Annotated in this window: 21 protein-coding genes; 11 read left to right on the top strand and 10 right to left on the bottom strand. The window is 59.3% G+C overall.

Going from position 1 to position 22,904, the window contains the following annotated elements; translation table 11 throughout:
- Nucleotides 1–19: 19 nt before the first annotated feature.
- The 8 genes from ACQK2G_RS01065 to ACQK2G_RS01030 form a co-directional block, all read right to left on the bottom strand.
- Nucleotides 20–388 (bottom strand): cupin domain-containing protein, encoded by a 369-nt coding sequence (locus ACQK2G_RS01065; RefSeq protein WP_425403156.1) that lies wholly within the window; start codon nucleotides 386–388, stop codon nucleotides 20–22.
- Nucleotides 389–431: 43 nt separating this feature from the next.
- Nucleotides 432–2,210 (bottom strand): thiamine pyrophosphate-binding protein, encoded by a 1,779-nt coding sequence (locus tag ACQK2G_RS01060; RefSeq protein WP_425403155.1) that lies wholly within the window; start codon nucleotides 2,208–2,210, stop codon nucleotides 432–434.
- Nucleotides 2,207–3,919, bottom strand: a complete 1,713-nt coding sequence (locus tag ACQK2G_RS01055) for an FAD-dependent oxidoreductase (protein ID WP_425403154.1) — start codon at nucleotides 3,917–3,919, stop codon at nucleotides 2,207–2,209. Before ACQK2G_RS01055 ends, ACQK2G_RS01060 begins: the two co-directional genes overlap by 4 nt.
- A gap of 184 nt (nucleotides 3,920–4,103) precedes the next feature.
- Nucleotides 4,104–4,775, bottom strand: a complete 672-nt coding sequence (locus ACQK2G_RS01050; RefSeq protein WP_425403153.1) for a DNA-3-methyladenine glycosylase I — start codon at nucleotides 4,773–4,775, stop codon at nucleotides 4,104–4,106.
- 71 nt (nucleotides 4,776–4,846) lie between these two features.
- Nucleotides 4,847–5,320, bottom strand: coding sequence for a preQ(1) synthase (gene queF / locus ACQK2G_RS01045; RefSeq protein WP_425403152.1), 474 nt, complete (start codon nucleotides 5,318–5,320; stop codon nucleotides 4,847–4,849).
- Between the two features lie 144 nt (nucleotides 5,321–5,464).
- Nucleotides 5,465–7,555 carry a pyridoxamine 5'-phosphate oxidase family protein gene (locus tag ACQK2G_RS01040; RefSeq protein ID WP_425403151.1) on the bottom strand — a complete coding sequence of 697 codons (2,091 nt, stop codon included), beginning with the start codon at nucleotides 7,553–7,555 and terminating at the stop codon, nucleotides 5,465–5,467.
- 44 nt (nucleotides 7,556–7,599) lie between these two features.
- Nucleotides 7,600–8,010, bottom strand: a complete 411-nt coding sequence (locus tag ACQK2G_RS01035) for a VOC family protein (protein WP_425403150.1) — start codon at nucleotides 8,008–8,010, stop codon at nucleotides 7,600–7,602.
- Nucleotides 8,011–8,072: 62 nt separating this feature from the next.
- Nucleotides 8,073–8,537 (bottom strand): DUF1348 family protein, encoded by a 465-nt coding sequence (locus tag ACQK2G_RS01030; protein ID WP_425403149.1) that lies wholly within the window; start codon nucleotides 8,535–8,537, stop codon nucleotides 8,073–8,075.
- A gap of 160 nt (nucleotides 8,538–8,697) precedes the next feature.
- On the opposite strand from ACQK2G_RS01030, the gene ACQK2G_RS01025 reads away from it, so the two are divergent.
- The 8 genes from ACQK2G_RS01025 (at nucleotide 8,698) to ACQK2G_RS00990 (ending at nucleotide 16,662) form a co-directional block, all read left to right on the top strand.
- Nucleotides 8,698–9,603 (top strand): LysR family transcriptional regulator, encoded by a 906-nt coding sequence (locus ACQK2G_RS01025; RefSeq protein WP_425403148.1) that lies wholly within the window; start codon nucleotides 8,698–8,700, stop codon nucleotides 9,601–9,603.
- Nucleotides 9,604–9,716: 113 nt separating this feature from the next.
- Complete coding sequence (locus tag ACQK2G_RS01020) at nucleotides 9,717–11,240, top strand: UxaA family hydrolase (RefSeq protein ID WP_425403147.1); 1,524 nt, start codon at nucleotides 9,717–9,719, stop codon at nucleotides 11,238–11,240.
- A gap of 157 nt (nucleotides 11,241–11,397) precedes the next feature.
- Nucleotides 11,398–12,108 carry a substrate-binding periplasmic protein gene (locus ACQK2G_RS01015; protein ID WP_425403146.1) on the top strand — a complete coding sequence of 237 codons (711 nt, stop codon included), beginning with the start codon at nucleotides 11,398–11,400 and terminating at the stop codon, nucleotides 12,106–12,108.
- A gap of 158 nt (nucleotides 12,109–12,266) precedes the next feature.
- Nucleotides 12,267–13,244: a phosphate/phosphite/phosphonate ABC transporter substrate-binding protein gene (phnD, locus tag ACQK2G_RS01010; RefSeq protein WP_425403145.1), complete on the top strand. Its 978-nt coding sequence runs from the start codon at nucleotides 12,267–12,269 to the stop codon at nucleotides 13,242–13,244.
- An 82-nt stretch (nucleotides 13,245–13,326) separates the two neighbouring features.
- Nucleotides 13,327–14,121 (top strand): phosphonate ABC transporter ATP-binding protein, encoded by a 795-nt coding sequence (phnC, locus tag ACQK2G_RS01005; RefSeq protein ID WP_425403144.1) that lies wholly within the window; start codon nucleotides 13,327–13,329, stop codon nucleotides 14,119–14,121.
- Nucleotides 14,118–14,930: a phosphonate ABC transporter, permease protein PhnE gene (gene phnE, locus ACQK2G_RS01000; protein ID WP_425403143.1), complete on the top strand. Its 813-nt coding sequence runs from the start codon at nucleotides 14,118–14,120 to the stop codon at nucleotides 14,928–14,930. The genes phnC and phnE (ACQK2G_RS01000) overlap by 4 nt, the downstream gene beginning before the upstream one ends.
- A complete protein-coding gene (phnE, locus tag ACQK2G_RS00995) occupies nucleotides 14,930–15,748 on the top strand; it encodes a phosphonate ABC transporter, permease protein PhnE (protein ID WP_425403142.1) in 819 nt (272 codons plus the stop codon). The genes phnE (ACQK2G_RS01000) and phnE (ACQK2G_RS00995) overlap by 1 nt, the downstream gene beginning before the upstream one ends.
- Nucleotides 15,748–16,662, top strand: a complete 915-nt coding sequence (locus ACQK2G_RS00990) for an HAD-IIA family hydrolase (protein WP_425403141.1) — start codon at nucleotides 15,748–15,750, stop codon at nucleotides 16,660–16,662. The genes phnE (ACQK2G_RS00995) and ACQK2G_RS00990 overlap by 1 nt, the downstream gene beginning before the upstream one ends.
- Nucleotides 16,663–16,734: 72 nt before the next feature.
- Here ACQK2G_RS00990 and katG read toward each other — a convergent pair whose 3' ends face one another.
- Nucleotides 16,735–18,894 carry a catalase/peroxidase HPI gene (katG, locus tag ACQK2G_RS00985; protein WP_425403140.1) on the bottom strand — a complete coding sequence of 720 codons (2,160 nt, stop codon included), beginning with the start codon at nucleotides 18,892–18,894 and terminating at the stop codon, nucleotides 16,735–16,737.
- A gap of 294 nt (nucleotides 18,895–19,188) precedes the next feature.
- A complete protein-coding gene (locus ACQK2G_RS00980; RefSeq protein WP_425403139.1) occupies nucleotides 19,189–19,989 on the bottom strand; it encodes a helix-turn-helix transcriptional regulator in 801 nt (266 codons plus the stop codon).
- 90 nt (nucleotides 19,990–20,079) lie between these two features.
- Here ACQK2G_RS00980 and ACQK2G_RS00975 point away from each other — a divergent pair, with 90 nt between their 5' ends.
- From ACQK2G_RS00975 to ACQK2G_RS00965, 3 genes are read left to right on the top strand one after another with little or no spacing between them, the layout of a single operon-like run.
- A complete protein-coding gene (locus ACQK2G_RS00975; RefSeq protein ID WP_425403138.1) occupies nucleotides 20,080–21,153 on the top strand; it encodes an ABC transporter ATP-binding protein in 1,074 nt (357 codons plus the stop codon).
- Nucleotides 21,154–21,170: 17 nt separating this feature from the next.
- On the top strand, nucleotides 21,171–22,076 hold the full coding sequence (locus tag ACQK2G_RS00970; RefSeq protein WP_425403137.1) for an ABC transporter permease: 906 nt from the start codon (nucleotides 21,171–21,173) through the stop codon (nucleotides 22,074–22,076).
- On the top strand, nucleotides 22,076–22,894 hold the full coding sequence (locus ACQK2G_RS00965; protein ID WP_425403136.1) for an ABC transporter permease: 819 nt from the start codon (nucleotides 22,076–22,078) through the stop codon (nucleotides 22,892–22,894). Before ACQK2G_RS00970 ends, ACQK2G_RS00965 begins: the two co-directional genes overlap by 1 nt.
- The last annotated feature ends 10 nt before the right edge of the window (nucleotides 22,895–22,904 follow it).

Below are 22,904 nucleotides of genomic sequence, written 5' to 3'. Positions count from 1 at the left end.
GTTTCCGGCCGGTTCGCCGTTACTCATCCGTGACCGGCGTGGTCACGACGATGAAGGTTAGATCGCCAAGACCGGTATTCACAATCGAATGCCAGGTTCCGGGCGTGATGAAAATGACGTCATGCTTGCGAACGACGCGCTTTTCGTCATCGATCTCCATCAGCCCCTCCCCGTCCAGGATATGGTAAACCTGCTCCTGGACCTTGTGGACGTGGCGCTCGACATAGCCCATCGGTTGATAGGTCGAAATCCGATAATCGACCTGGCGGGAACCGGTCGTCTCGGGATGGACCAACGCCTTGGACAGCGCCGATCCGAAATGCCCCGGGAACTGCTGCCACGGTTCCTCGGCAATGTTGCGGATACTGGATTTATAATCGTCAGCCATCGGTGTTTCCTCTTTTCGCTCTGCTGTCTGCTATTTGGTCGGATCAAGGGCGCCAGGGTCCACCGAAGACCGGCTCCTTCGGAACCAGCGGCGGTAGTTCCCATGAACCGGTGGACGGCGGACGGATATCTGCATCCACATGAACGTCGATCAGTGCCGGTTTGTTCGAGGCAACCGCCTGTTCCAGCGCACCGGCGAAATCCTCCGACTTCGTTACCGTATATCCCGCAACACCCGAGGCGCGCGCCCAAGCGGCGAAATCAGGATTGTAAGGTTCGCGATTTTCGCCCTGATAGAAACCGGTGCCATACTCACGTCCATCGAAATAGGCGTATTGCAGGTCCCGGATCGCGCCCCAGGCGAAGTTGTTCCAAACGACCCAAACAACGGGAATATTGTATTCCACCGCGGTGCAAAGCACATGCGGCACCATGGTGAAACCGCCATCCCCGCAAATTGAAACGCAAACCCGATCGGGCGCGGCCAGCTTGGCCCCCATGATGGAACTGGGACCGAAGCCCATGCCGGAATACCCCCAGGTGTTCAGCATGCTTTGCGGGCGGCGCGCTTCCCAGAACTGCATGAACCAGTTGTGATGGATGCCTGAATCCAGCGAGATGATGGCATCATCCGGCAGCACCTTGCGGCAATCGGCGACAATCCGTTCCGGCCGGATCGGAGAGGCATGTTCAGCGAAGTTCGGAGCGATGAATTCTTCCCATTCCTTGCGCCAGCCAGCGATTTCCGATTGCCATTCGGCAAGGTTGTCTGCCCCGGGCGCGTTCCTCCGGTCGACCTCGGCCAGGATCTGCAGCAGGAAGGCCCTCGCATCGGCGAGGATGGGAAGGTCCGGCGCATAGTTCCGCCCGATTTCAGCGTGATCGACATCCACATGGATGAGCTTCGTCGTTGGGAAATTCCACGAATAGCCCGGCTTCCAGGACGAGGCGGAGCGGTCGTCGAACCGCGCGCCGATGGCCAGGACGAGGTCCGCGTGCCGCCCGGCCTGGTTGGCCTGATAGGCGCCGTTCCGTCCGATAAAGCCGAGGGAGAGCGGGTCCCCCATATCGATGCAGCCCATGCCGTTCGGCGAACTGATGACCGGAACGCCGAGCCGCTTGGCAAGCGCGGTCAATTCCTTGCTCGCCTCTGACAAGGTGACGCCATGTCCGATGAAGATGACCGGGCGTTTCGCAGCCAGCAGCCAGTCGGTAGCCTTGGCGACGTCTTCCGTGCTGGCGCCGCTTCGGCGCTTGCCGAATGCGCTACCCGCGGGTTCGTCGTCGACCTCCGCTTCTTCCTGAAACAGGTTGTAGGGAATATCCAGGTTCACGGGGCCGGGACGTCCCGTGGTCATGGTGCTAGCCGCCTGCCGCATGGTAAGCGGCAGCATTTCCACCCGGCTGGGCTGGAAGCTGCGCTTCACGACAGGCTTGATGACGTTATTGAAATCGGCCTGATGGTGCATGTTCAGTTCTTGAAACGGGCCGCGGTTGAACTGCGAGGTCGGGACATTGGCCGTCATGGAATAAATGGCGGAACTGTCCGTCTGGGCCACTGCCAGCGCCATGATCTGGTTCGCGGATCCCGGTCCTGTGGAGGTCAGGGTTGCCGCCGGCTTGTGCGATACGCGGAAGAACCCGTCGGCCATATGGACCGCGGTCTGTTCATGACGCGGCGACACCAGGGATATCTGGTCACGGACGTCGTAGAGGCAATCGAGCAGCCCGATATTCCCGTGCCCGCAGATCCCGAAGACATGGTCGATGCCTTCCTTGATCAATCCTTCGGCGATGATCTCGCCGCCTTTTCTCTTGCTCATCGGATTCGTCCCTGAGGTTTAGCTGTTGTCAGAAGTTGGGCAGCATGCCGCGCGGCAACCCACCCGAAAGTCATAGCCTGGCCAAGTTGGCCTCCGGCACCGGGATATTCTCCGCCGAAGGCGGATTGCATGTCGTTGCCGCAAACGTATAGGCCCGGGATCGGCGTGTCGTCGGCTCTGAGAACCCGGGCTTCCGTATCGGCGCGCAAACCGCGACTCGTTCCCAGCGGCGTGGGATACAGGGCGACGGCATAGAACGGGCCGCCCTCGACCGGGCCAAGGGACGGGTTCGGACCGTGCGAGGAGTCCCCGTTCCCCCTGTCATAGATCGTTTCCCCGCGATGGAAGTCGTGATCGACCCCTTGCAGGGCGAACTCGTTGAAACGGTCCACGGTCGCGGTCAGCGCTTCCGGCGGCATGCCTAATTTTTTCGCCAGATCATGCAGTGTCTCAGCCTCCGTGAGATAGCCGCTCTCGACATATTTTTTCAGGCTCGGTGTGCGTGGGCGGATCAGCCCCAATCCGTATTTCCGAATGAAATCTCGTCCGCAGATCATCCATGCCGGGATTGCAGTGCGTTCCTGATTGGCCCTGTACATGCCGCGCACGAATTCATGATAGGAGACGCCTTCGTTGACGAAACGGCGACCGGTGGAATCCACCGCGATGGTGCCCGGCTTCGCCCGGTCGAGCACGATATGCGGATAGACCGCGGTCGTTCCATCTGCGCGTTTGGCGACGGAACTGGGAAACCACAAGCCATTGTCCATTCCCGAACCGCCAAGTGCCGCCCCCGCCGCCATCGCCAGGTCCAAGGTCGACCCGACACAGCCCGGCCCGGCCGGCGTATACTCCGGCGTTGGTTCCGGCAGTTCATTCTTCCGCCATTCCGCACTGGCGGGAAAACCACCGCCGGCTAGAATGACGGCGCAGCATCGCACCGACTGTGGTACTCCGTCGGCCATACTGAGCTCCACGCCCGCGGCCTTATAGTTCTCCATGACAAGCCGCGACACAGTCACGCCTGTCCGGATATCGACATCACGCAGGAGACATTCCTTGAGAAGGCGCGCCACCAAAGCATTTCCAAGCACCAGGCGCGTGCCGCGTTTGTAGGTCAACCGTTCCGCCAAGTATCGGCCAACCAAACGCGCGCCGAGCAATGCCCCTCTGAAAGATCGGTCCGCTTTCAATAGCAATGCCGCTTCGGCCCGCGTCACCATCATGCCGCCGAAAACCATCAGTTCCGGCATCGGCGCGGCCAACTCATCGAACCACCGGCCCAGTTCCTTGCCGTCGAATTCCTCCGGCTCCAAAGGCCGCCACCCCGGTGCCGCGCCGGGCAGATCCTGTCGGTAATCCGGCGCCCCCGTGAACGGTTTGAAACGCAATCCGGCCTTTCGGTTTAGATCTTCCAGCATCGCCGGTCCCTGGTCCAGAAACCGCATCCACATGTCCTTCGGCCCACGGCCTGAGACCAAGGATTCCAAATAACGCTCGGCGGCCTCCCGGTCGCCCAAATGACCTGCGGCACGCATATACATGTTGTCGGGAATCCAAACCGTGCCGGATGACCGCGCACTGGTTCCGCCGATCACCGCCTGCGACTCCAGCACCAGGCAGGACAATCCGTTCAGTGCAGCAGTCAAGGCCGCCGTCAAACCGCCAGCACCGCTGCCCAGGACGATGACGTCCACTTGGTTGGGCATACTGGTTTCTGCATTTGACGGAACCACGGTCACTCCCTTCGCCACACAATCGTTTTTGCGATGTGATCTATTTTTTCATAATGAGAAAACGTATTTCATATTGTCAATGCATTTTGCGCAAAGAAAAACGCCGCGCCTTTACGGCACGGCGTATTGAACTGCCCTTGTCGCCCCAACTAAAGCATCAGGCGCCGACACTCATCGCCAGAACCCTGCTGATCTCCGTCAGCGATCGCCCAGACTCTTTTCGCCACAGGTTGAAAGCTTCCTGAACCGCCGTCATGTCACGTTTCGAACTTGGCGCTTTTGCCACGACGCCTTCCGCGATCAGTCGGGCCGTGACGTCATTGGACAGAATGAAGCTGTCCTTGCCCATGGACCGAAGGACACGCTGACCGGTGACACCGCCCAGCCGCGACCCGCGTTTCTTCAGGAATGCCAGCAAACCGACATAGTCATCATCCGGCCAATCCGCGAAAAACCGAGCGGCACTGCCGTGCGTATCGGCCAGTTCGACAAGAAAAGCGGCATTCTCCACCACGGCCTTGATCTTGGCGCCGTTCCGAACGATCCGTTTGTCCGACAGCAGACGGTCAACGGTCTCCCCATCGTAAAAAGCAACGCGTTTCGGAACAAAGCCGTCAAACGCCTCTTCGAATCCCTGCCACTTCGCCTCGATCACTTTCCAATTGAAGCCAGCCTGGAACAGACATTTGGCCATGGTCGAGAGCCAGCGATCATCCTTGGTTTCAGCCAGTTGTTCCGTCGCCATTGGACGGGCCAGCATCGTCTCCAGCGCCGCCTCGCCACCCTTTCGCTCGGCGGCAATCCGATAAATTTCGGCGAAGTCACGCATCAGGTCAGATCCTTTCGCATATCCAGTCCGGCCTGCGCCGCCGCGTCTGTCCGATTAGATTGCCCCACCCGCTAACCACGCCCCCGATAGGGCGGCACGCCTTGATCCGGCAGCCAGACACCGTCCGGAACCGGACCGGTCTGATAAAAGACATCGATCGGGATCCCGCCGCGCGGATACCAATAGCCGCCGATCCGCAGCCACCGGGGCGACAGTAAATCCACGAGCCTTTTCGCGATCATCACGGTGCAATCTTCGTGAAACGCGCCGTGGTTCCGAAAGGATACAAGGAAGAGCTTCAAGGATTTGCTCTCCACGATCCATTCGTCGGGAACATAGTCGATGACCAGATGCGCGAAATCCGGCTGTCCGGTCATCGGGCAAAGCGACGTGAACTCCGGGCAAGTGAACCTGACGACATAATCGACGTCCTGCTGTCCGTTGGCCACACGTTCCAGTTCGGCGGAATCGGGCCCGTCCGGCAATTCCGTCTTTCCACCCAACTGCGACAGAGTCGCGTATCGATCTTCACCCGATTGAGTCATCGTATCTTTCCGTCCGTTCCCGCGCCCAGGATACGGAACGTCCTGTCCCGCTCTTCCCTGGAATGAGCGCCCCAATAACGCCTGCGGTTCGGGCCGGCAAGCTTTGGCCCGGCCGTTTGTCCGGGAACACGCAGCTCCTTGACGTCATAAATCGAGCGATACACCGGGCGCACCGTCCTGATTATGGTTCGGATCGGACAAAGGCTCCGCGCAGCAGATCAGAACCTCACCCTCCGAGACAGGACCAGTCGGCGGTGTCACATAATGCACCTGCCCGCTCAGCAAACGGGTGGCACAGGAACCGCATGTGCCGGATCGACAGCCGAAGTCGGGCGCCAGGCCCGACGCCTCGGCAAAATCCAGCAAGGATCCCGCGCCGGGCGTCCATTCGCCCGATACACCTGATGTGGCGAAACTGACCTGGACCGGCTTGTCTGCCCGCCGGTCGTTTATCGATGCGGCTTCGTGCACGGAGGAGTTCTTGACCGTCGACGGACCGAAGCTTTCGAACTTGATTCGGTCATCGCGGACGCCGAGTCCCTTCAGGCCGTCGACCATCGACTGCATGAAAGGACCCGGACCACAGATGTAGAAATCGTAGTCGTCGAAACGCAAAAGGCTCTTGAGCAAGGCGAGATCCACTTGGCCGTTGCTGTCATAGGTCTCCCCCAGCACATCCGTCTTGTCGGGCCGGCTGAAACGGTAATGCACGATCAGGTCATCATGATGTTCGGCGAGGCCGCGCACATGCTTCCCAAAGGCGGCCTCACGACCGTTTCTCGCACCATGGATGAAATAGACGGGACGCGTTCTGCCACATGTCCGAGACAGTGAGACCAATCGGTTGAGCATTGCGATCATCGGGGTGACTCCGACCCCGGCGGACAGCAAAACCACCGGCCTGTCGCTCTGCTCGTCCAGGCTGAAGGAGCCCCGCGGCGAAAGCACTTCCAACCGCCCTCCATCCCGGACGTGATCATGCAGGAAGGGCGAGACGACCGCGCCGTCCCCTTCTCGTTTGACCGAGATACGGTATGAGCCCTTCCCCGGTGCATCGGACAATGTGTAGGTCCGCGTCACCGGTTTGTCCTTTCCGGGAACCGAAACCCGGATCGGCAGGAACTGCCCCGCACGATAGGCCTCGACAGCCCCACCGTCTGCCGGTCGCAACAGGAATGACTTGATGGATTGGCTCTCCTGCTCAACCGCGGCGACATTGAAAACACGATACGCGTTGCGGCCGCACGCATCGTCATCCGATTGAACCGTCTCCCCCCAATCGCCCGTCATGCCGAGTGTCGGCGAGTATTCCTCGAACCTGAAGCGGAGAGGCAGACTATGCTCGACGCGCAGGACTTCCGACGCGCGAAACCTGATCATTCGCTCGGCCCCCTCGAAATTGCGCACGAGGTCGCCGTCCCAAATCACTTCCGCTTCTCCGGTCATGTAAACCAAGTCACCAGAATCGAAATCGATGAACAGGAAACCTGTTTTCGGATTGAGGAGAATATTCCCCAAAGTATTGAAATGTTTATTGCCGGCGAAATCAGGAAACACGAAGCTGCGATCACCCTCGACCTTCACGAAGCCCGGCTTCCCTCCGCGATGCGAAACATCGGCACCCTGATTGGGCTTCCCCTTTTCATCCCGGAACGCCGTCGCAATGAAAAAAGTGTCGGCTTTTTCAAGCAGAGTTATGGTTCGCTGGTCGAAGCGGTCCGACCGGATCACCGGGCGGCGATCCGCATTGTCCGTATTGGCCAGGGACTGAACCGTTCTCGTTTGGATGTATTGCGGGCAGTTCCCGAATGATTGGTCAATCAGGATATCGAAACCGGCATCGCTCATGCGCCCGACCCTTCCCGTGGCGCGGTTGCGACGGCGTGTCTCCAACTCGATCCCGAGGACGCCTAGATCCATGCCTTCGGCGAGGTCGCCGAGTACCGGGTCTCCGAAAAGGGGTCGCGCCGCTACTTGCAGCGTTCGCGGATCGGGGCTGGAAACGAAACCCGGCTGCCCGGATACGAGGCTTGCCCATGGGCGTCCCTCCCGGTCGACCGCACCGAGAACAAGGAACGGCAGTTGACCGAAGAACGACCGGTGCTGATCCGGCATGAAGTCGCGGATGACACGGCGCGCAAAAAGGTCGACGCCTTCGTGCAGGCCCAATCTCTCCTGGACTTCCTGTTCACCCCGATGGAATGGGGAGTCTGAATGCGGCCAACCGCCGGACATGGCTGCTGCCCTCCTATATTACAGGCATGGATGCCGTGACATGATCAAGCCGGCAGGGCGATGAATTCCGTGCGGATACCGCCGGGAATCGTGCACATCATGTGTCGAACCTCCCCGCCGCCGAGGGATTCGGGCGGGAACTCGATTTCCACCCCGTCGGTTTTCGACAAGATCGCGTGGAGCGCATCCAGCTTTTCCCGGCTGTCCACCCGCAATGCGAAATGATGGAGTCCGATCACGTTCTTACGGTCGAACGCCACCGCGCTCGCCGGGTCGTTGGCCTGCCACAGGGTGATCATGACCGTGCCGTCGGAAACGAACACGGCGGGATAATCCGGTTTCTCGCCAACTTGCTGAAACCCCAGCGTATCGAGGAAGAAGGCCTTGGTCTTTGCCAGATCCGGCACGGTCAGTCCTATATGATGTGCACCGCTGGTCGCTGCTTTTTCGGACATGTCTGTTCTCCTTTTCGAGGCCGGCAGTTCCGGCAGTTGGTGATATGGGTAGGATTGCGGGTCTAGAGACCCAGTTCCGTTAGTCCGGGATGGTCGTCGGGCCTGCGACCAAGGGCCCAATGGAACTTTCTGTCACGCTCTTTGATCGGCAGGTCGTTGATACTGGCGACGCGGCGCCGCATCAGGCCGTCTTCGGCGAATTCCCAATTTTCGTTACCAAAGGACCTGAACCAATTGCCGCTGTCGTCACGCCACTCATATGCGAACCGGACGGCAATGCGATTTTCGTGGAAAGCCCAAAGTTCCTTGATTAGCCGGTAGTCCAGTTCGCGGCTCCATTTTCGCGTCAGGAACGTCTCGATCTGGTCGCGACCCTGGATGAATTCGGACCGGTTTCTCCAGGAACTGTCGACGGTATAAGCCTGGGCCACGCGCTGTGGATCACGGCTGTTCCAGGCATCTTCGGCCAAACGCGCTTTCTCCGCGGCGGTGTCGGCCGTGAACGGGGGTAAAGGGGGGCGGGACATCATTTTCTCCGTTGATGAACAGGGGCCGACACCGAACGCCGCGATCTGTTTCGAAATGCCGCGCTGTCCGGTTGCGGTATCGGAGGAGAATATGTGCCCTTCCCCTCGCTGAATGAATTATGCTTAACTGAAAGAGATTATTTCATAATTCGGAATTATTATGGACCGCCTTCAGACCATGTCCGTCTTTGTCGCCGTCGCCGAGGAAGGCGGTTTCGCGCCCGCGGCACGGCGATTGAGTATATCGCCGCCGTCCGTCACCCGCGCGATATCGGAACTTGAGATCCGATTGGGCTGCCGCCTGTTCCACAGAACCACCCGGTCGGTCCATTTGACGGAGGCCGGCGAGCGTTATCTTGGGGATTGCCGCCGGATCCTGGCGGAGGTCGAGGAGGCCGACCGACATGCCGCCGGCATTCACGCGGAACCGCGCGGTACCGTATCGGTGACCGGTTCTGCCATGTTCGGCAGCATTGTCATGACGCCGATCCTGCTCGACCTGTTGGACAGATATCCGGACCTCTCGGTTTCCACTCTATTCGTCGACCGTATCGTCCACGTAGTCGATGAAGGGATCGACGTCGCCGTCCGGATCGCCGATCTGCCGGATTCCAGCCTGACCGCCATCCGCGTTGGGGCCGTCAGGCGTGTTCTCTGCGCCTCCCCTTCCTATCTCGCGAAGCGCGGACGTCCACAGCACCCGGCGGACCTAGACGCACATGATGTCATTCACTTCACGAGCATGGCCCCGGCACGGGAGTGGGTCTTCGAGAAGGACGGCCGGCAAACACGATACCGACCGTCATCTCGTTTTCACGTGAACACGGCGGCCGCGGCGATAAACGGCGCGGAACACGGCCGGGGCATCACGCGTGTTCTGTCCTATATGATCGCGCCGCAGTTGAAGGCGGGCGGATTGGAAATCCTGATGCCCGATTACGAACCGCCGGTGGTACCCGTTCATGTCGTCCATAAGGAGGCCGGCCATACCTCCGCCAGGGTCCGCGCCGTGATCGACCATCTGGTGCAGCATCTTCGTCGTCATCCGGTTCTGGCCAACGAATAAGACATTTTCCAAAGCCTGAAGACTCCGCTCTGGACGAGGTCGACTAATTTCCGTCACTCTTCCCGGCGCAAAATCGTTCAAACAAAAGACAGTTCAACAGCAGGGATGAAGCAATGATCAAGGCCCCGACTATCCGATTGGACCCGGCGGACAACGTTGTCGTTGCCCGGATAGAGATTCCAAAGGGCACCGCGATTGAAGCCGAAGGGGTTAAAACGCTTCAAGATGTCCCGATGGGCCACAAGATCGCGACCCGGCCGATCAAGAAGGGCGACCCGGTCCTGAAATACGACACCATCATCGGGTTCGCCGGCGAAGACATCGATCCCGGGACTTGGATGCATTCCCACAATGTGCTGATGGATTCCTTCGCAAAAGACTATCGCCACGGCAAGGACTATCGCCCGACCGAAGTATTGCCCGCCGGCGAACGCGCAAGCTTCATGGGTATTCGGCGTGCCGACGGCCGCGTCGGCACCCGGAATTGCATCGGCATTTTCATCACCGTGAATTGCTCCGCGACCGTCGCCCGGCGGATCGCAAATTATTTCGACGCCGAACGTTTGGCGGATTACCCGAATGTCGATGCTGTCGTCCCCTTCGTGCACGAACAGGGCTGCGGCATGGAGATGACTGGCGAGCCTATGGACCTGCTTCGCCGCACCCTGTCCGGCTACATCCGTCATCCGAACATAGCCGGCGCGCTGGTCTGTTCGCTCGGTTGCGAGCGAAACAACCTACAGCGTTTTTTCGAATCTGAAGGTCTGGAAACAGGCAAGACCATCCGCACGATCACGATGCAGGAAACCGGCGGCACCGCCGCGGCGATCGAAGCCGGTAAAAAGGCGATCCGCGAAATGTTGGACGAAGCCAATACCGTCACGCGCGAGCCCTGCTCCGCTGAGCATATCATGGTCGGCCTGCAATGCGGCGGGTCGGACGGTTTCTCCGGCCTGTCGGCCAACCCGGCGCTTGGCAAGGCGGTCGACATTCTGGTTCGAAACGGGGGAACCGCCATCCTGTCGGAAACGCCGGAATTGTATGGCGTGGAACATACTTTGACGGCCCGCGCCCGGACACCCGAAATCGGCCAGAAATTCGTCGATCGCTTTACTTGGTGGCTGGAATACAACAAGGGAAAAGATACCCAGATCAACGGCAAGGTCAGCCCGGGCAACAATGCCGGCGGCATCGCCAATATTATCGAGAAAGCACTGGGCGGCGCAAAAAAAGGCGGGTCCACAGGCGTCAACGAAGTCTACCTCTATGCCGAACCGGTGAAGGAACACGGCCTCGTCATCATGGACACCCCCGGCTACGACCCGGTTTCCGCGACCGGACAGACCGCCGGGGGCGCCAACCTGATCTGTTTCACCACCGGACGCGGATCCTGTTTCGGATCCTACCCAGCGCCGACGATCAAATTGGCCAGCAACACCCCAATGTTCCAGCGCATGCAGGGTGACATGGACATCAACTGCGGCACGGTCATCGATGGTGACGCGACATTGGATGAAATGGGCGAGGAAATATTCCAACGCTTCCTGGATATCGCATCCGGCGTCAAATCCAAGAGCGAGGAATTGGGTGTCGGTGAGGACGAGTTCATTCCGTGGCCGATAGGGGTTCTTGCATAAACTAATCACGGTCCGGAACCAGATCGAGAAGGTGCTCGGGCGGACGGTCGTTTGATCTCGCGCAATATCGCGCGCGCCATATTCGAATATTCTAATCAGCGACACTCTTGTCAGATGCTTTGAACCCATGAGGTAAAAGCGGGTGATCGCGACACCAATGATGCGGACAGCATCGCACATGGCGATGGCAGGGCTTATTGCCCTGTGTTTTGTCAACTTCTCGGGCCCGGCACGTGCTTCGCCTGAAATCGTTCTAACCACCCAGGCCTGGGCACCTTATATCACGGACGAATCGGGGCAGCCTGGCGGATTGTCGGGCAACGTCTTGAAATGCGCTTTTCAAAGAATGAAGCAACCGTACCGTGTCAGGTTCCTACCCTGGAAACGGGCACAGAACGAGGTTCGCGAAGGCCGCGCGGATGCCTTCTTCCCTGCAAGTCCGAACCAGGAACGTGACGGTTTCGCGATGTTCTCCGCGCCTTTGGTTTACAATACCTGGGCATGGTTCATGAGGAAGGACAATCCGTTGCTGCCGGATTCTCCTAAATTCAAGGCTGAAGCAACGGTCACAAGCGAGGCTGGCTCGAACCTGCTGTTCTGGTTGGAAGAGAACGGATACCGGATCGCGACACCGCCCGACCACCACTGGCAATTGGCGAGCATGGTTCTGAACCGCCATATCGACGCCGCTCTGGTCACCGTCGCCGTTTTGGAGAACCAAGCCCTGGTGGAAGGGATCGATATCGGGCCGTTGCGCCGGCACTTGATCAGGGAAGATCCGCTGGGCGTCTACTTCTCTCACCGGTTTCTTCAGTCAAAGCCGGACTTCCTGCCGCACTTCAACCGGGCTGTCGACGGGTGCCGCTAGAAAAGCGGTTCGGCAGTCGACCGCCGTTTACCAACCTTCTCTGCAACCTTCGGAAAACGATATTTCCCCGCCTGCCCTTCGATGTTATGTAACAAAATTGTAACATTATCCGGACCATCTATCCGGACCAAAGAACAGTGACTCAGGGGAGGTTCAGCGTGATCAAGAAAAACTTTCTGCTCGCCGGTGCGGTCTTGGCTGCATTGGCGTTTTCCACGACGACGGCGTCTGCCCAAGAAAACTGCCCGCGCGGCGATCTGGATAAACGGTATTGCGACCGGGACGGCGACCTGATCGCCGATGTTCCGACCGATCCTTCCCAGCAGATCGACCCGGACACGCTGATCTTCGCCTATACGCCCGTCGAAGACCCCGCCGTTTACAAAGAAGCCTGGTCCGATTTCCTGGAGTATCTGGAAGAGAAAACGGGTAAATCCGTCGTGTTCTTCCCGGTGCAGTCAAATGCCGCCCAGATTGAGGCTATGCGGTCCGGGCGCCTGCACATCGCGGGCTTCAACACCGGATCCAATCCACTGGCCGTTAATTGCGCCGGGTTCCGTCCCTTCACGATCATGGCCTCGAAGGACGGGAACTTCGGGTACGAAATGGAAATCCTCACCTATCCGGGTTCCGGAATCGAGAAGGTCGAGGACATCAAGGGAAAACAGCTCGCCTTCACGTCGCCGACCTCGAATTCGGGCTTCAAGGCGCCTTCTGCGATCCTGAAGGCTGATTTCGGCATGATCGCGGAGCGGGACTTCGAACCGGTCTTCTCCGGCAAGCACGACAACTCGATCCTCGGCGTCGCCAACAAGGATTATCCCGCCGCGTCCATCGCGAACTCGGTCCTGGCGCGGATGATCCAGCGCGACGTGCTGAAGCCGGAACAGGTAATTTCGATCTATAAGTCGCAGACTTTTCCGACCACCGGTTTCGGCGTCGTTCACAACCTGAAGCCGGAACTGCAGGAAAAGATTCGCGAAGCCTTCTTCACCTTCGAATGGGAAGGCAGCAGCCTGCAGAAGGAATTCGAGAAGTCCAACGAAGGCCAGTTCCTGGAAATGACCTATAAGGAATTCTGGGAAGTCATCCGCAAGATTGACACGGCCAACGGCGTTTCCTACGCCTGCGAATAAGAAGGTATCCCCGGCGGCGTTTATTCTGCGCCGCCGGTTCCTTTTTTGAGACGTTCCATTCAAGCCAAAAGAGAATACGCTTTTGCTGAGTCTTAAATCGCTTACGAAGACTTATCGAACCGGCGACAAGGCCCTGGTCTCGGTAGATCTGGAAATCCCCAATGGTCAGGTCGTTGCGCTGATCGGTCCGTCCGGGGCCGGCAAATCCACCTTGATCCGCTGCATCAACCGTCTCGTCGAACCGACAAGCGGAGAGGTCCTGCTGGACGATATCAATGTGACGGATTTGAGCGCCACCGGCCTGAGGCGCGAGCGTCGCCGAATGGGCATGATCTTCCAGGAGTACGCCCTGGTCGAGCGGCTGACGGTGATGGAAAACGTCCTGTCGGGGCGCCTCGGATATGTCGGGTTCTGGCGCAGTTTCCTGCGAAAATACCCGCAGGCCGATGTGGATGAAGCCTTTCGTCTGCTGGACCGCGTAGGCCTGCTGGCGATGGCGGACAAACGCGCCGACGAACTCTCGGGCGGCCAGCGTCAGCGCGTCGGCATCTGTCGCGCCCTGATACAGAACCCATCGCTGTTGCTGGTCGACGAACCGACAGCGTCGCTGGACCCCAAAACCTCGCGCCAGATCATGCGATTGATCTGTGAATTGTGTGAGGAACGCGGTCTGGCTGCGATCATCAACATTCACGATGTCGCCCTGGCACAAATGTTCGTGCAGCGCGTTATCGGTTTGCAGGCCGGATCGATCCGGTTCGATGGAGCGCCGACGGCCTTGACACCGGACGTGCTGACGGAGATTTACGGCGAAGAGGATTGGCAGGCGACCATCCGCAAGGACGAAGACGAGGACACAGAGGCAGCCGTTGCATGACGACCGCGCTCGACACCAAACTGGGGCAACCATGGCGCAAGCCGCCTTTCATAAAGCGCGTCTGGCTGCGCTGGACGCTTGGACTTGGCGCGGTTCTTTACCTCGTCGCCGCGATAGCCTCCATCGAGGTGAATTGGTCGCGCGTCTATGAAGGTCTAGACCGCGGGGCCGCCTTCATCATGTCCTTTACCCGGCCTGATTTCGTATCCCGGGCGGGCGACATATGGGACGGCATGCTGGAAAGCCTGATCATGACGGTCGCGGCTTCCGTTGTCGGCATTCTGATCTCCATCCCCATCGGCCTGGGCGCGGCCCGTAATATTGCGCCGCTGCCGGTCTATCTGGTCTGCCGCGGGATTGTCGCCCTCTCACGCGCGTTGCAGGAAATCATCGTCGCGATCCTGCTGGTCGCGATCTTCGGCTTCGGACCGCTGGCCGGCTTCCTGACACTGTCCTTCGCCACCATCGGCTTCCTGTCGAAATTGCTGGCGGAAGACATCGAAGCCATGGACCGCGTGCAGGCGGAGGCCATCAAGTCGACCGGCGCAAGCTGGCTGCAATGGATCAATTACGGTGTTCAGCCGCAGGTGATGCCGCGATTGATCGGTCTTTCCATGTACCGGGTCGACATCAACTTCCGCGAATCCGCCATTCTGGGCCTGGTCGGCGCGGGCGGGATTGGCGCTACCCTCAACACCGCTTTCGACCGGTATGAATTCGATACCGCCGCGGCGATCCTCATGCTTATCATCGGAATAGTCATGGTCCTGGAATACCTTTCCGGCATCATTCGGGCACGGGTGCAGTAATGCCGGTAGAACAAAGCGCTGACGGCCGGAAGGTCTGGCAAAAGCGGAACCGACGCGAACAACTGGTCAGCTGGGCATCCTGGTTCACGGGCGTGGCCGTTTTCGTCGCCTGCTGGCAGCAGATTTCAGAGTCGACAACCTGGTTCTTCGTCTGGGACGCACCGCGTATCGCGGGCGATATCCTGACCCGGGCGACGCCACCGAAATGGCTTTACATCACGCAGTTGTGGGAACCAATCTGGGATACGCTGAACATCGCGACACTGGGCACGCTGCTGGCCTTGTTGCTGGCGGTTCCGACGGCCTTCCTGGCCGCGCGGAACACGACCCCAAGCAAGGCATTCATTCGGCCTGTCGCGCTGCTGATCATCGTCTCGACCCGGTCGATCAACTCCCTGATCTGGGCGCTGCTGTTGATCGCCATCATCGGACCGGGCGTTTTTGCCGGCGTGTTGGCGATCGCGATCCGCTCGATCGGTTTCTGCGCCAAGCTGCTGTATGAAGCGATCGAGGAAATCGACCACAAGCAGGTCGAGGCGATAACCGCCACTGGCGCGTCCCGCTGGCAGGTAATGGCCTATGGAATCGTACCGCAGATCATGCCGGCCTTCGCCGGGGTCGCCGTCTTCCGTTGGGATATCAACATTCGCGAATCCACGGTTCTGGGTTTGGTCGGCGCGGGGGGTATCGGCCTGCAGCTTTCCGCCTCGCTGAACGTTCTTGCATGGCCGCAGGTCTCGCTGATCCTGATTGTCATTCTGTTCGCGGTGGTGCTGAGCGAGTGGGTTTCGGCCAAGGTACGGGGCGCGATCATCTGATGGAACTGCGTGCCCCGGAAGCGACCCTCAAGGCATTCAAAGCCTATGAGGCAGTGAGACATCGCCTGCCCAAGGCGCCCAGGCAGGGCGCGGCGGAACGCGCCGCAGGTCTTCTTGCACTGGCGGACCGTTTCGATGCTTTCGTGCTGGACGGTTTCGGCGTTCTGAACGTCGGGGAAGCAGCCATCCCGGGTGCGGTCCAAGCCGTTACCGAACTGCAGCGGATGGGCAAGACGGTAATCGTCCTGACCAATGCCGCGGGCTACCCCAAGCGCCTCTTGATGCAGCGCTATGCCCGGCTGGGCTTTACCTTCGATCCCACCAACGTCGTATCCAGCCGACAGGTCCTGCTGCGCAGGTTGCGCACGCAGCCGAAACAGCATTGGGCTATCATGGCCGCTGCCAAATTCGGCCTGGAGGAACTGGAAGACTACGACATTTCCTTCCTCGCCGAGGACGCCGCCCCATACGCGGCCGCGGACGCCTTCATCCTGTTCGGTAGCAGCGAATGGTCGCCGAAACGGCAGACCTTGATCGAGGCAGCCCTGAAAGAACGCCCCAGAACGGTGCTGGTGGGCAACCCGGATATCGTGGCCCCGGTGGAAGGCGGCATGTCCTGGGAACCGGGCCACTATGCCCATAACATGGCCGATGCCAGCGGCATCGAACCCGAGTTCTTCGGCAAGCCCTTCAAGGCCGCTTTCGACACCGTGCTCGACATTGTGCCTCCCTCGATCGACCGCAATCGCATCGCCATGGTCGGCGACACATTGCAGACCGACATACTGGGTGGATTGGCAGCCGGTATCGGCACCATCCTGATTACCGATCACGGCTTCTTCGCCAATGCGGATTTCGAGAAGGGAATCGAACTGTCCAGGATCTCACCGGACTACATCATCCCGACACCTTGATTGGGCCAAGGCCAAAAAGAAAAGCCCACCGTTTCCGGCGGGCTCTCCTTCAAGCTTTAAAGGCTGAGCCGATTACGCTTCCAAGTCGAAGCGGTCGGCATTCATGACCTTGGTCCAAGCGGCAACGAAGTCTCGAACGAACTTCTCTGCGTTGTCGTCCTGGGCATAGACTTCCGAATAGGCTCGCAGGACGGAATTCGATCCGAAGACCAGATCCATGCGCGTCGCCGTCCACTTTACGTCACCGGTCTTCCGATCGCGGATCTCGTAGACGTTCTTGCTCGCCGGTTTCCATTCATAGGCCATGTCGGTCAGGTTGACGAAGAAGTCCGGCGTCAACTGCCCTTCACGATCCGTGAACACACCGTGCTTGGTGCCGCCGTGGTTGGTGCCCAGCACCCGCATGCCGCCGACCAGCACGACCATCTCCGGCGCGGTCAGCCCCATCAACTGAGTCCGGTCGAGCATGAGTTCCTCGGGGCTGACGACATAGTCTTTCTTCAACCAGTTGCGATAGCCGTCAGCCACCGGTTCCAGTACGTCGAAGGACTCGGCATCCGTCATCTGGTCGGTCGCGTCGCCACGGCCCGGCGCGAAGGGGACCTCGACATTGAAGCCCGCCGCCTTCGCCGCCTGCTCGATACCGACATTCCCGGCGAGCACGATCACGTCGGCGACACTGGCACCGGCTTCGGCAGCGATCGGTTCCAGAACACCCAAAACCTTGGCCAGACGGGCAGGCTCGTTGCCTTCCCAATCTTTCTGCGGAGCAAGCCGGATACGCGCACCGTTCGCACCGCCACGCATATCGGACCCCCGATAGGTGCGGGCGCTGTCCCAGGCGGTGGAGACCATCTCGGCAATGCTAAGGCCGCTGGCCGCGATCTTCGCCTTGACGGCATCGACATCATAGCCGGTGCTGCCGGCCGGGATCGGGTCCTGCCAGATCAGATCTTCTTCCGGAACGTCCGGTCCGATGTAGCGGACCTTTGGGCCCATGTCGCGATGAGTCAGCTTGAACCAGGCCCGCGCGAAGGTATCCCGGAAGTATTCGGGGTCCGCCATGAACTTCTGGCAGATTTCCCGATAAGCCGGATCCATCTTCATGGCCATGTCCGCGTCGGTCATGATGGGATTGTGCCGGATCGACGGATCCGTCGCATCCACCGGCTTATGCTCTTCCTTGATATCGATCGGTTCCCATTGCTGGGCGCCGGCGGGGCTCTTCTTCAATTCCCATTCATAACCGAACAGCAGGTCGAAATAACCCATGTCGAACTGTGTCGGATTGGAGGTCCAGGCGCCTTCGATGCCGGAGGTCACCGCATTCGCGGCCTTTCCGCCCATATTCGGGTTGGCCCAACCGAAGCCCTGCTGGTCGACATCGGCCGCTTCCGGATCCGGTCCCAGCGCGTCGGCATCGCCATTTCCGTGGGTCTTGCCGACGGTGTGGCCGCCTGCGGTCAACGCGACGGTTTCCTCGTCGTTCATCGCCATACGGGCGAAGGTCTCGCGGACCTGCGCGGCAGTTTTCAACGGATCGGGCTTGCCGTTCACACCTTCAGGGTTGACGTAGATCAGACCCATTTGGACGGCGGCCAACGGATTTTCCATCGTTTCCGGCTTGTCGACATCACCATAGCGGGTGTCGCTCGGCGCGAGCCATTCTTTCTCGGCGCCCCAATAAACATCCTTCTCGGGATGCCAGATATCTTCCCGGCCAAACCCGAAACCAAAGGTCTTCAGACCCATTGAGTCATAGGCAATGTTGCCTGCCAAAATGAACAGATCGGCCCAGCTGACCTTGTTGCCGTATTTCTTCTTGATCGGCCATAACAGACGGCGCGCCTTGTCCAGACTGACATTGTCCGGCCAGGAGTTCAGGGGAGCAAAGCGCTGGTTGCCCGTCCCACCGCCACCACGGCCGTCGGCCAAGCGGTAGGAACCGGCAGCATGCCATGCCATTCGGATCATCAGACCGCCGTAGTGCCCCCAATCCGCCGGCCACCAGTCCTGGCTGTCGGTCATCAGGGCATGCATGTCTTTCTTGAGCGCCTCGACGTCGAGTTTTTTGACTTCTTCACGATAATCGAAGTCCTTTCCCATAGGATTGGTCTTCGTGTCGTGCTGATGAAGGATGTCCAGGTTGAGCGCATTCGGCCACCAAGACATTACCGAACTGCTGGTGGAAGTATTCCCACCATGCATCACTGGGCATTTGGATACAGTCATGTCTACCACTCCCTTAAGAGTTTCGTTTGATTATCTGCGGCTCAGCCAAGGCGGTTAACGAAGCGATCACGCGTTCCGATCACGCCCACCATGCCTAACAAATCTACGTTTCACGCGTGTGGAGGTTGCGTCCCGTCGCGTCCTTTACCAGCACCGCCGCTCAATTCGTCGATACTTTTCGTTTCGACTTTTTGAAGATACCGCCACATTGAAAATTGGGAAAATTGATTATTTTCGTCTTGGCGTACGATTTTTTCGATTAATTGTTCGAGGAAGACCTCGGACACGTCGGTGTCAGACGCTCTCCGTCGTCGACAACAGAGGCATCAGCAGCGAAAACAACTCGGCTTGAGAGGATATCCCGCATCGGCGATAGAGCTGTTTGCGGAAAACCTTGACCGTCTGCGGACTGATGCCCAGACGCAGTCCGATTGAAACCGAGGAATGCCCACGCAGGATCAGGATCGCGACCTCGGCTTGACGCGGACTGAGCGCCACACCGTGCTGTTGCTGCAAAGCCGATATGAGATGCCCGGCCAAGTCCTCGCTGCGGTAATCGCCTGTCGACTGCAATCCGGACCATCGCTGTTCGATTAGACCGCAGACGATAGGCGAGATTCTCTCCGCCTTCTGAATATCGCGCGCGGAAAAGCGCTGGCCCGATGTCTTGTCGCGTCCCAGACAGATCTGCACGGATACGCCTTCCGCCGGATAGGCAATGTATGCCATCTCGTCGATCAACGTCGTGCGCTGATAATAAGCGGCATAGTATTCATTGCGGTGGAACTGATCCGGCGCGATGTCCTTCAGTCGATAGAGGCCCGGCGGCGCGCCGTCCACATGCAGCGCATGGAACGGATCAAGCAGATAGGCGCCCGGGACATAATCGCTGAAAAGCTTCTCATGCACGTTCCGTTCGACGGCATGCGTGAACATGATCTCCGGCACCCGGTTTTGGAAATAGGCCAGCATGGTGGTGTTGTCGATTTCGAAACATCGGTTCAGCCATTCGAACAGCGCGTGTTCGAACCTGTCCGTCGCCAACGCCGCGATCGCCTGCCCCAGGTGATTTTCGGCCGAATTCGGCAGTTCCATCCCACATACCTCTTTAGGGGTATATACCCCCACCAGCGAGAGAATTACCGTTTTATCCTATAAAGCAGGGGTATCAAAAAAGAGTATTCAATGGCCAGTGCGGAGATTGCGGTCGATATCGACAACGTCGTCAAACGGTATGGTTCCTTCACCGCCTTGCACGGTGTATCGCTGGCGATCCGGGAGAATGAATTTTTTACGCTTCTCGGCCCATCGGGCTGCGGCAAGACCACCTTGTTGCGTGCGATCGCCGGTTTCGAGGATGTCAGCAGCGGCTCCATCCGCCTGAAGGGCGAGGATATAACCGGACTGCCGCCCCACAAACGTCCGGTCAACACGGTCTTCCAGCAATACGCGCTGTTTCCCCATATGACCGTGACGGAAAATGTCATGTTCGGCATGCTGCGCCGCGGCTGGACCAAACCGGAAGCGGCAAAGCGCGCCGATCAAGTGCTGGAGATGGTGCAACTGGGCGACTACGCCGCGCGCAAACCGGCGCAGCTTTCCGGCGGCCAGCAGCAGCGCGTCGCGCTTGCCCGCGCCCTTGCCCCGCGCCCCACCGTCCTGCTGCTCGACGAGCCCCTCTCCGCCCTGGACCTGAAACTCCGCCAGGCCGTGCGCGTGGAATTGAAAGCCCTTCAACGGGAAACCGGTATCGCCTTCGTCTTCGTGACACACGATCAGGAAGAGGCGCTGACCATGTCGGACCGTATCGCGGTGATGTCGAACGGGGAAGTCCAGCAGATCGGCACACCGCCCGAAATCTACGAGAGCCCGATCAATCGATTCGTCGCCGACTTCATTGGCGAGACGAACCTGCTCGATGTCGACGTTCATGCGGTCGCCGATGGCATGGCGAGACTGTCACTGCCGGGTGGGCACGATTTCATCTGTCCGGCCGCCGCAATGCGCGGCGCCGGCAAGGGGCACCTATCCGTCCGGCCTGAGCGAATAACGCTTTGCGCGCCGGGCACCGGTGATCTGGACGCCACGGTCACCGGGCGGGTCTATCTGGGAACCGATATCCAAATCCATGTCTGCCTGGCGGATAAAGAGGCCATGACGGTCCGGCTGCAAAACTCGGAAACGACGGTGGTGCCTGAGGAAGGGGCCAGCGTTGGCCTAAAACTGGAGAAAGGCGCAGCGCGCCTTCTCGCCGACTGATGGCTGCCGGGGCGACAATGGGCGGCGAGGGCGCCTCGACTGTTTATAAAGGGAACAGCGCCAAACTGATGATCCCCGCCTGGGTGATGATCGGCATCTTCCTGCTCGCCCCGGTCGGTATGATGGTGACCTATTCCTTCCTGACAAAGGAATTTCGGGGCGGCGTCATCTGGGAGTTTACCCTTGCCGCCTACGATCAGTTCTTTTTCGACCGCGGTCTGTTCGGCGATGAACCGCCCAGCATCGAATGGACATACATCGGCATCTTCTGGCGGTCGATCTGGCAAGCCGGCCTGGCGACCATCGCCTGCCTGCTGATCGGATTCCCAACCGCCTGGTTCATCGCGACACGACGGCCCAGCACCCGGTCGATCTGGCTGTTTCTGGTGACGATCCCCTATTGGGTGAATCTTCTGATCCGCACCGTGTCGATGAAGTTCCTGATCCGCGACACCGGGCCATTGAACGAATTCCTGATCTGGACCGGTGCGATCAGCGAACCGATCAGTCTGATCAACACCAACTTCGCCGTTCAATTGGGTCTGTTCTACAGCTATCTGCCCTTCATGGTTCTGCCGATCTACGCCGCGGTGGAACGCTATGACTTCTCGCTCTCCGAAGCGGCGGCGGATCTCTATTCGAACATCTGGACCACCCTGTGGCTGGTGATCCTGCCGGTCGTGAAACCGGGAATCATCGCGGGCTGCATCCTGGTTTTCGTTCCCTCCCTCGGCGCCTTCCTCGCCCCCGATCTGCTGGGCGGCGCCAAAACCTTCATGATCGGTTCCCTGATCGAGGAACAATTCAAGGGCAGTGCCGGAAACTGGCCCTTCGGCGCGGCCGCTTCGACCATCCTTCTCAGCATCGTCATGGCGGTCCTGCTGATCTATGCCCGCAACCACAACAAGGGGGGAGAGCGCTGATGGCCGCCAAGACAGACCTGCGCCGCTTCCCCGGCTTCCTGACGATTACGATCATCTGCCTTGTCGTCCTCTATGCGCCGCTGATCGTTGTTGCGGTCTATTCCTTCAATGCTTCCACCTCGATCACCAAATGGGGCGGCACTTCGCTTGCATGGTATATCGACGTTTTCACCGGTCCTGAGGCGCCGAAATTCCAACAGGCGGCGATCAACTCTCTCGTCATCGCTGTAACCGCGGCGATTGCCGCGACGACGATCGCGACACTGGCATCCGTCGCGATGACGCGGACGGGAAGGTTCCGGGGGAAAACACTGAGCTTTGCGCTGATCAGCTTACCATTGATGGTGCCGGAAGTGGTGACGGCCGTCGCCAGTCTGGTTTTCTTCACGGCGATCGGATTCACAACGGGGCTGACCACCATCCTGATTGCCCATATCGTTTTCTGCATTCCCTTCGCCTATCTGCCGATATCGGCGCGGATGCAGAGCATTCCCGACATGTACGAACAGGCGGCGATGGACCTTTACGCCACGCCGCGCGAAGCATTCAAATTGGTGCTGCTGCCGCTGATGACGCCGGGAATACTGTCCGGCTTCCTTCTCGCCTTCATTATTTCCCTCGACGACTTCCTGATCACCAATTTCGTGAAAGGGGCAGGCATCGAGACCTTGCCGACCGCAATTTTCGGATCGGTCAAACAGGGCATCAAGCCCAATATCATGGCCATCTCCACGTTGATGCTCATCGTGTCGGTGGTCTTCGTTTCCCTGTCCTGGCTGATCGGCCGGACGGGTCAGAACAAGAACCAAGAAACTTGAACAGAGTGGA

Source organism: Hwanghaeella sp. (genome assembly GCF_965227365.1).
Classification (GTDB): domain Bacteria; phylum Pseudomonadota; class Alphaproteobacteria; order UBA8366; family Aestuariispiraceae; genus Hwanghaeella.
This window is presented reverse-complemented; position numbering and strand designations above follow the sequence as displayed.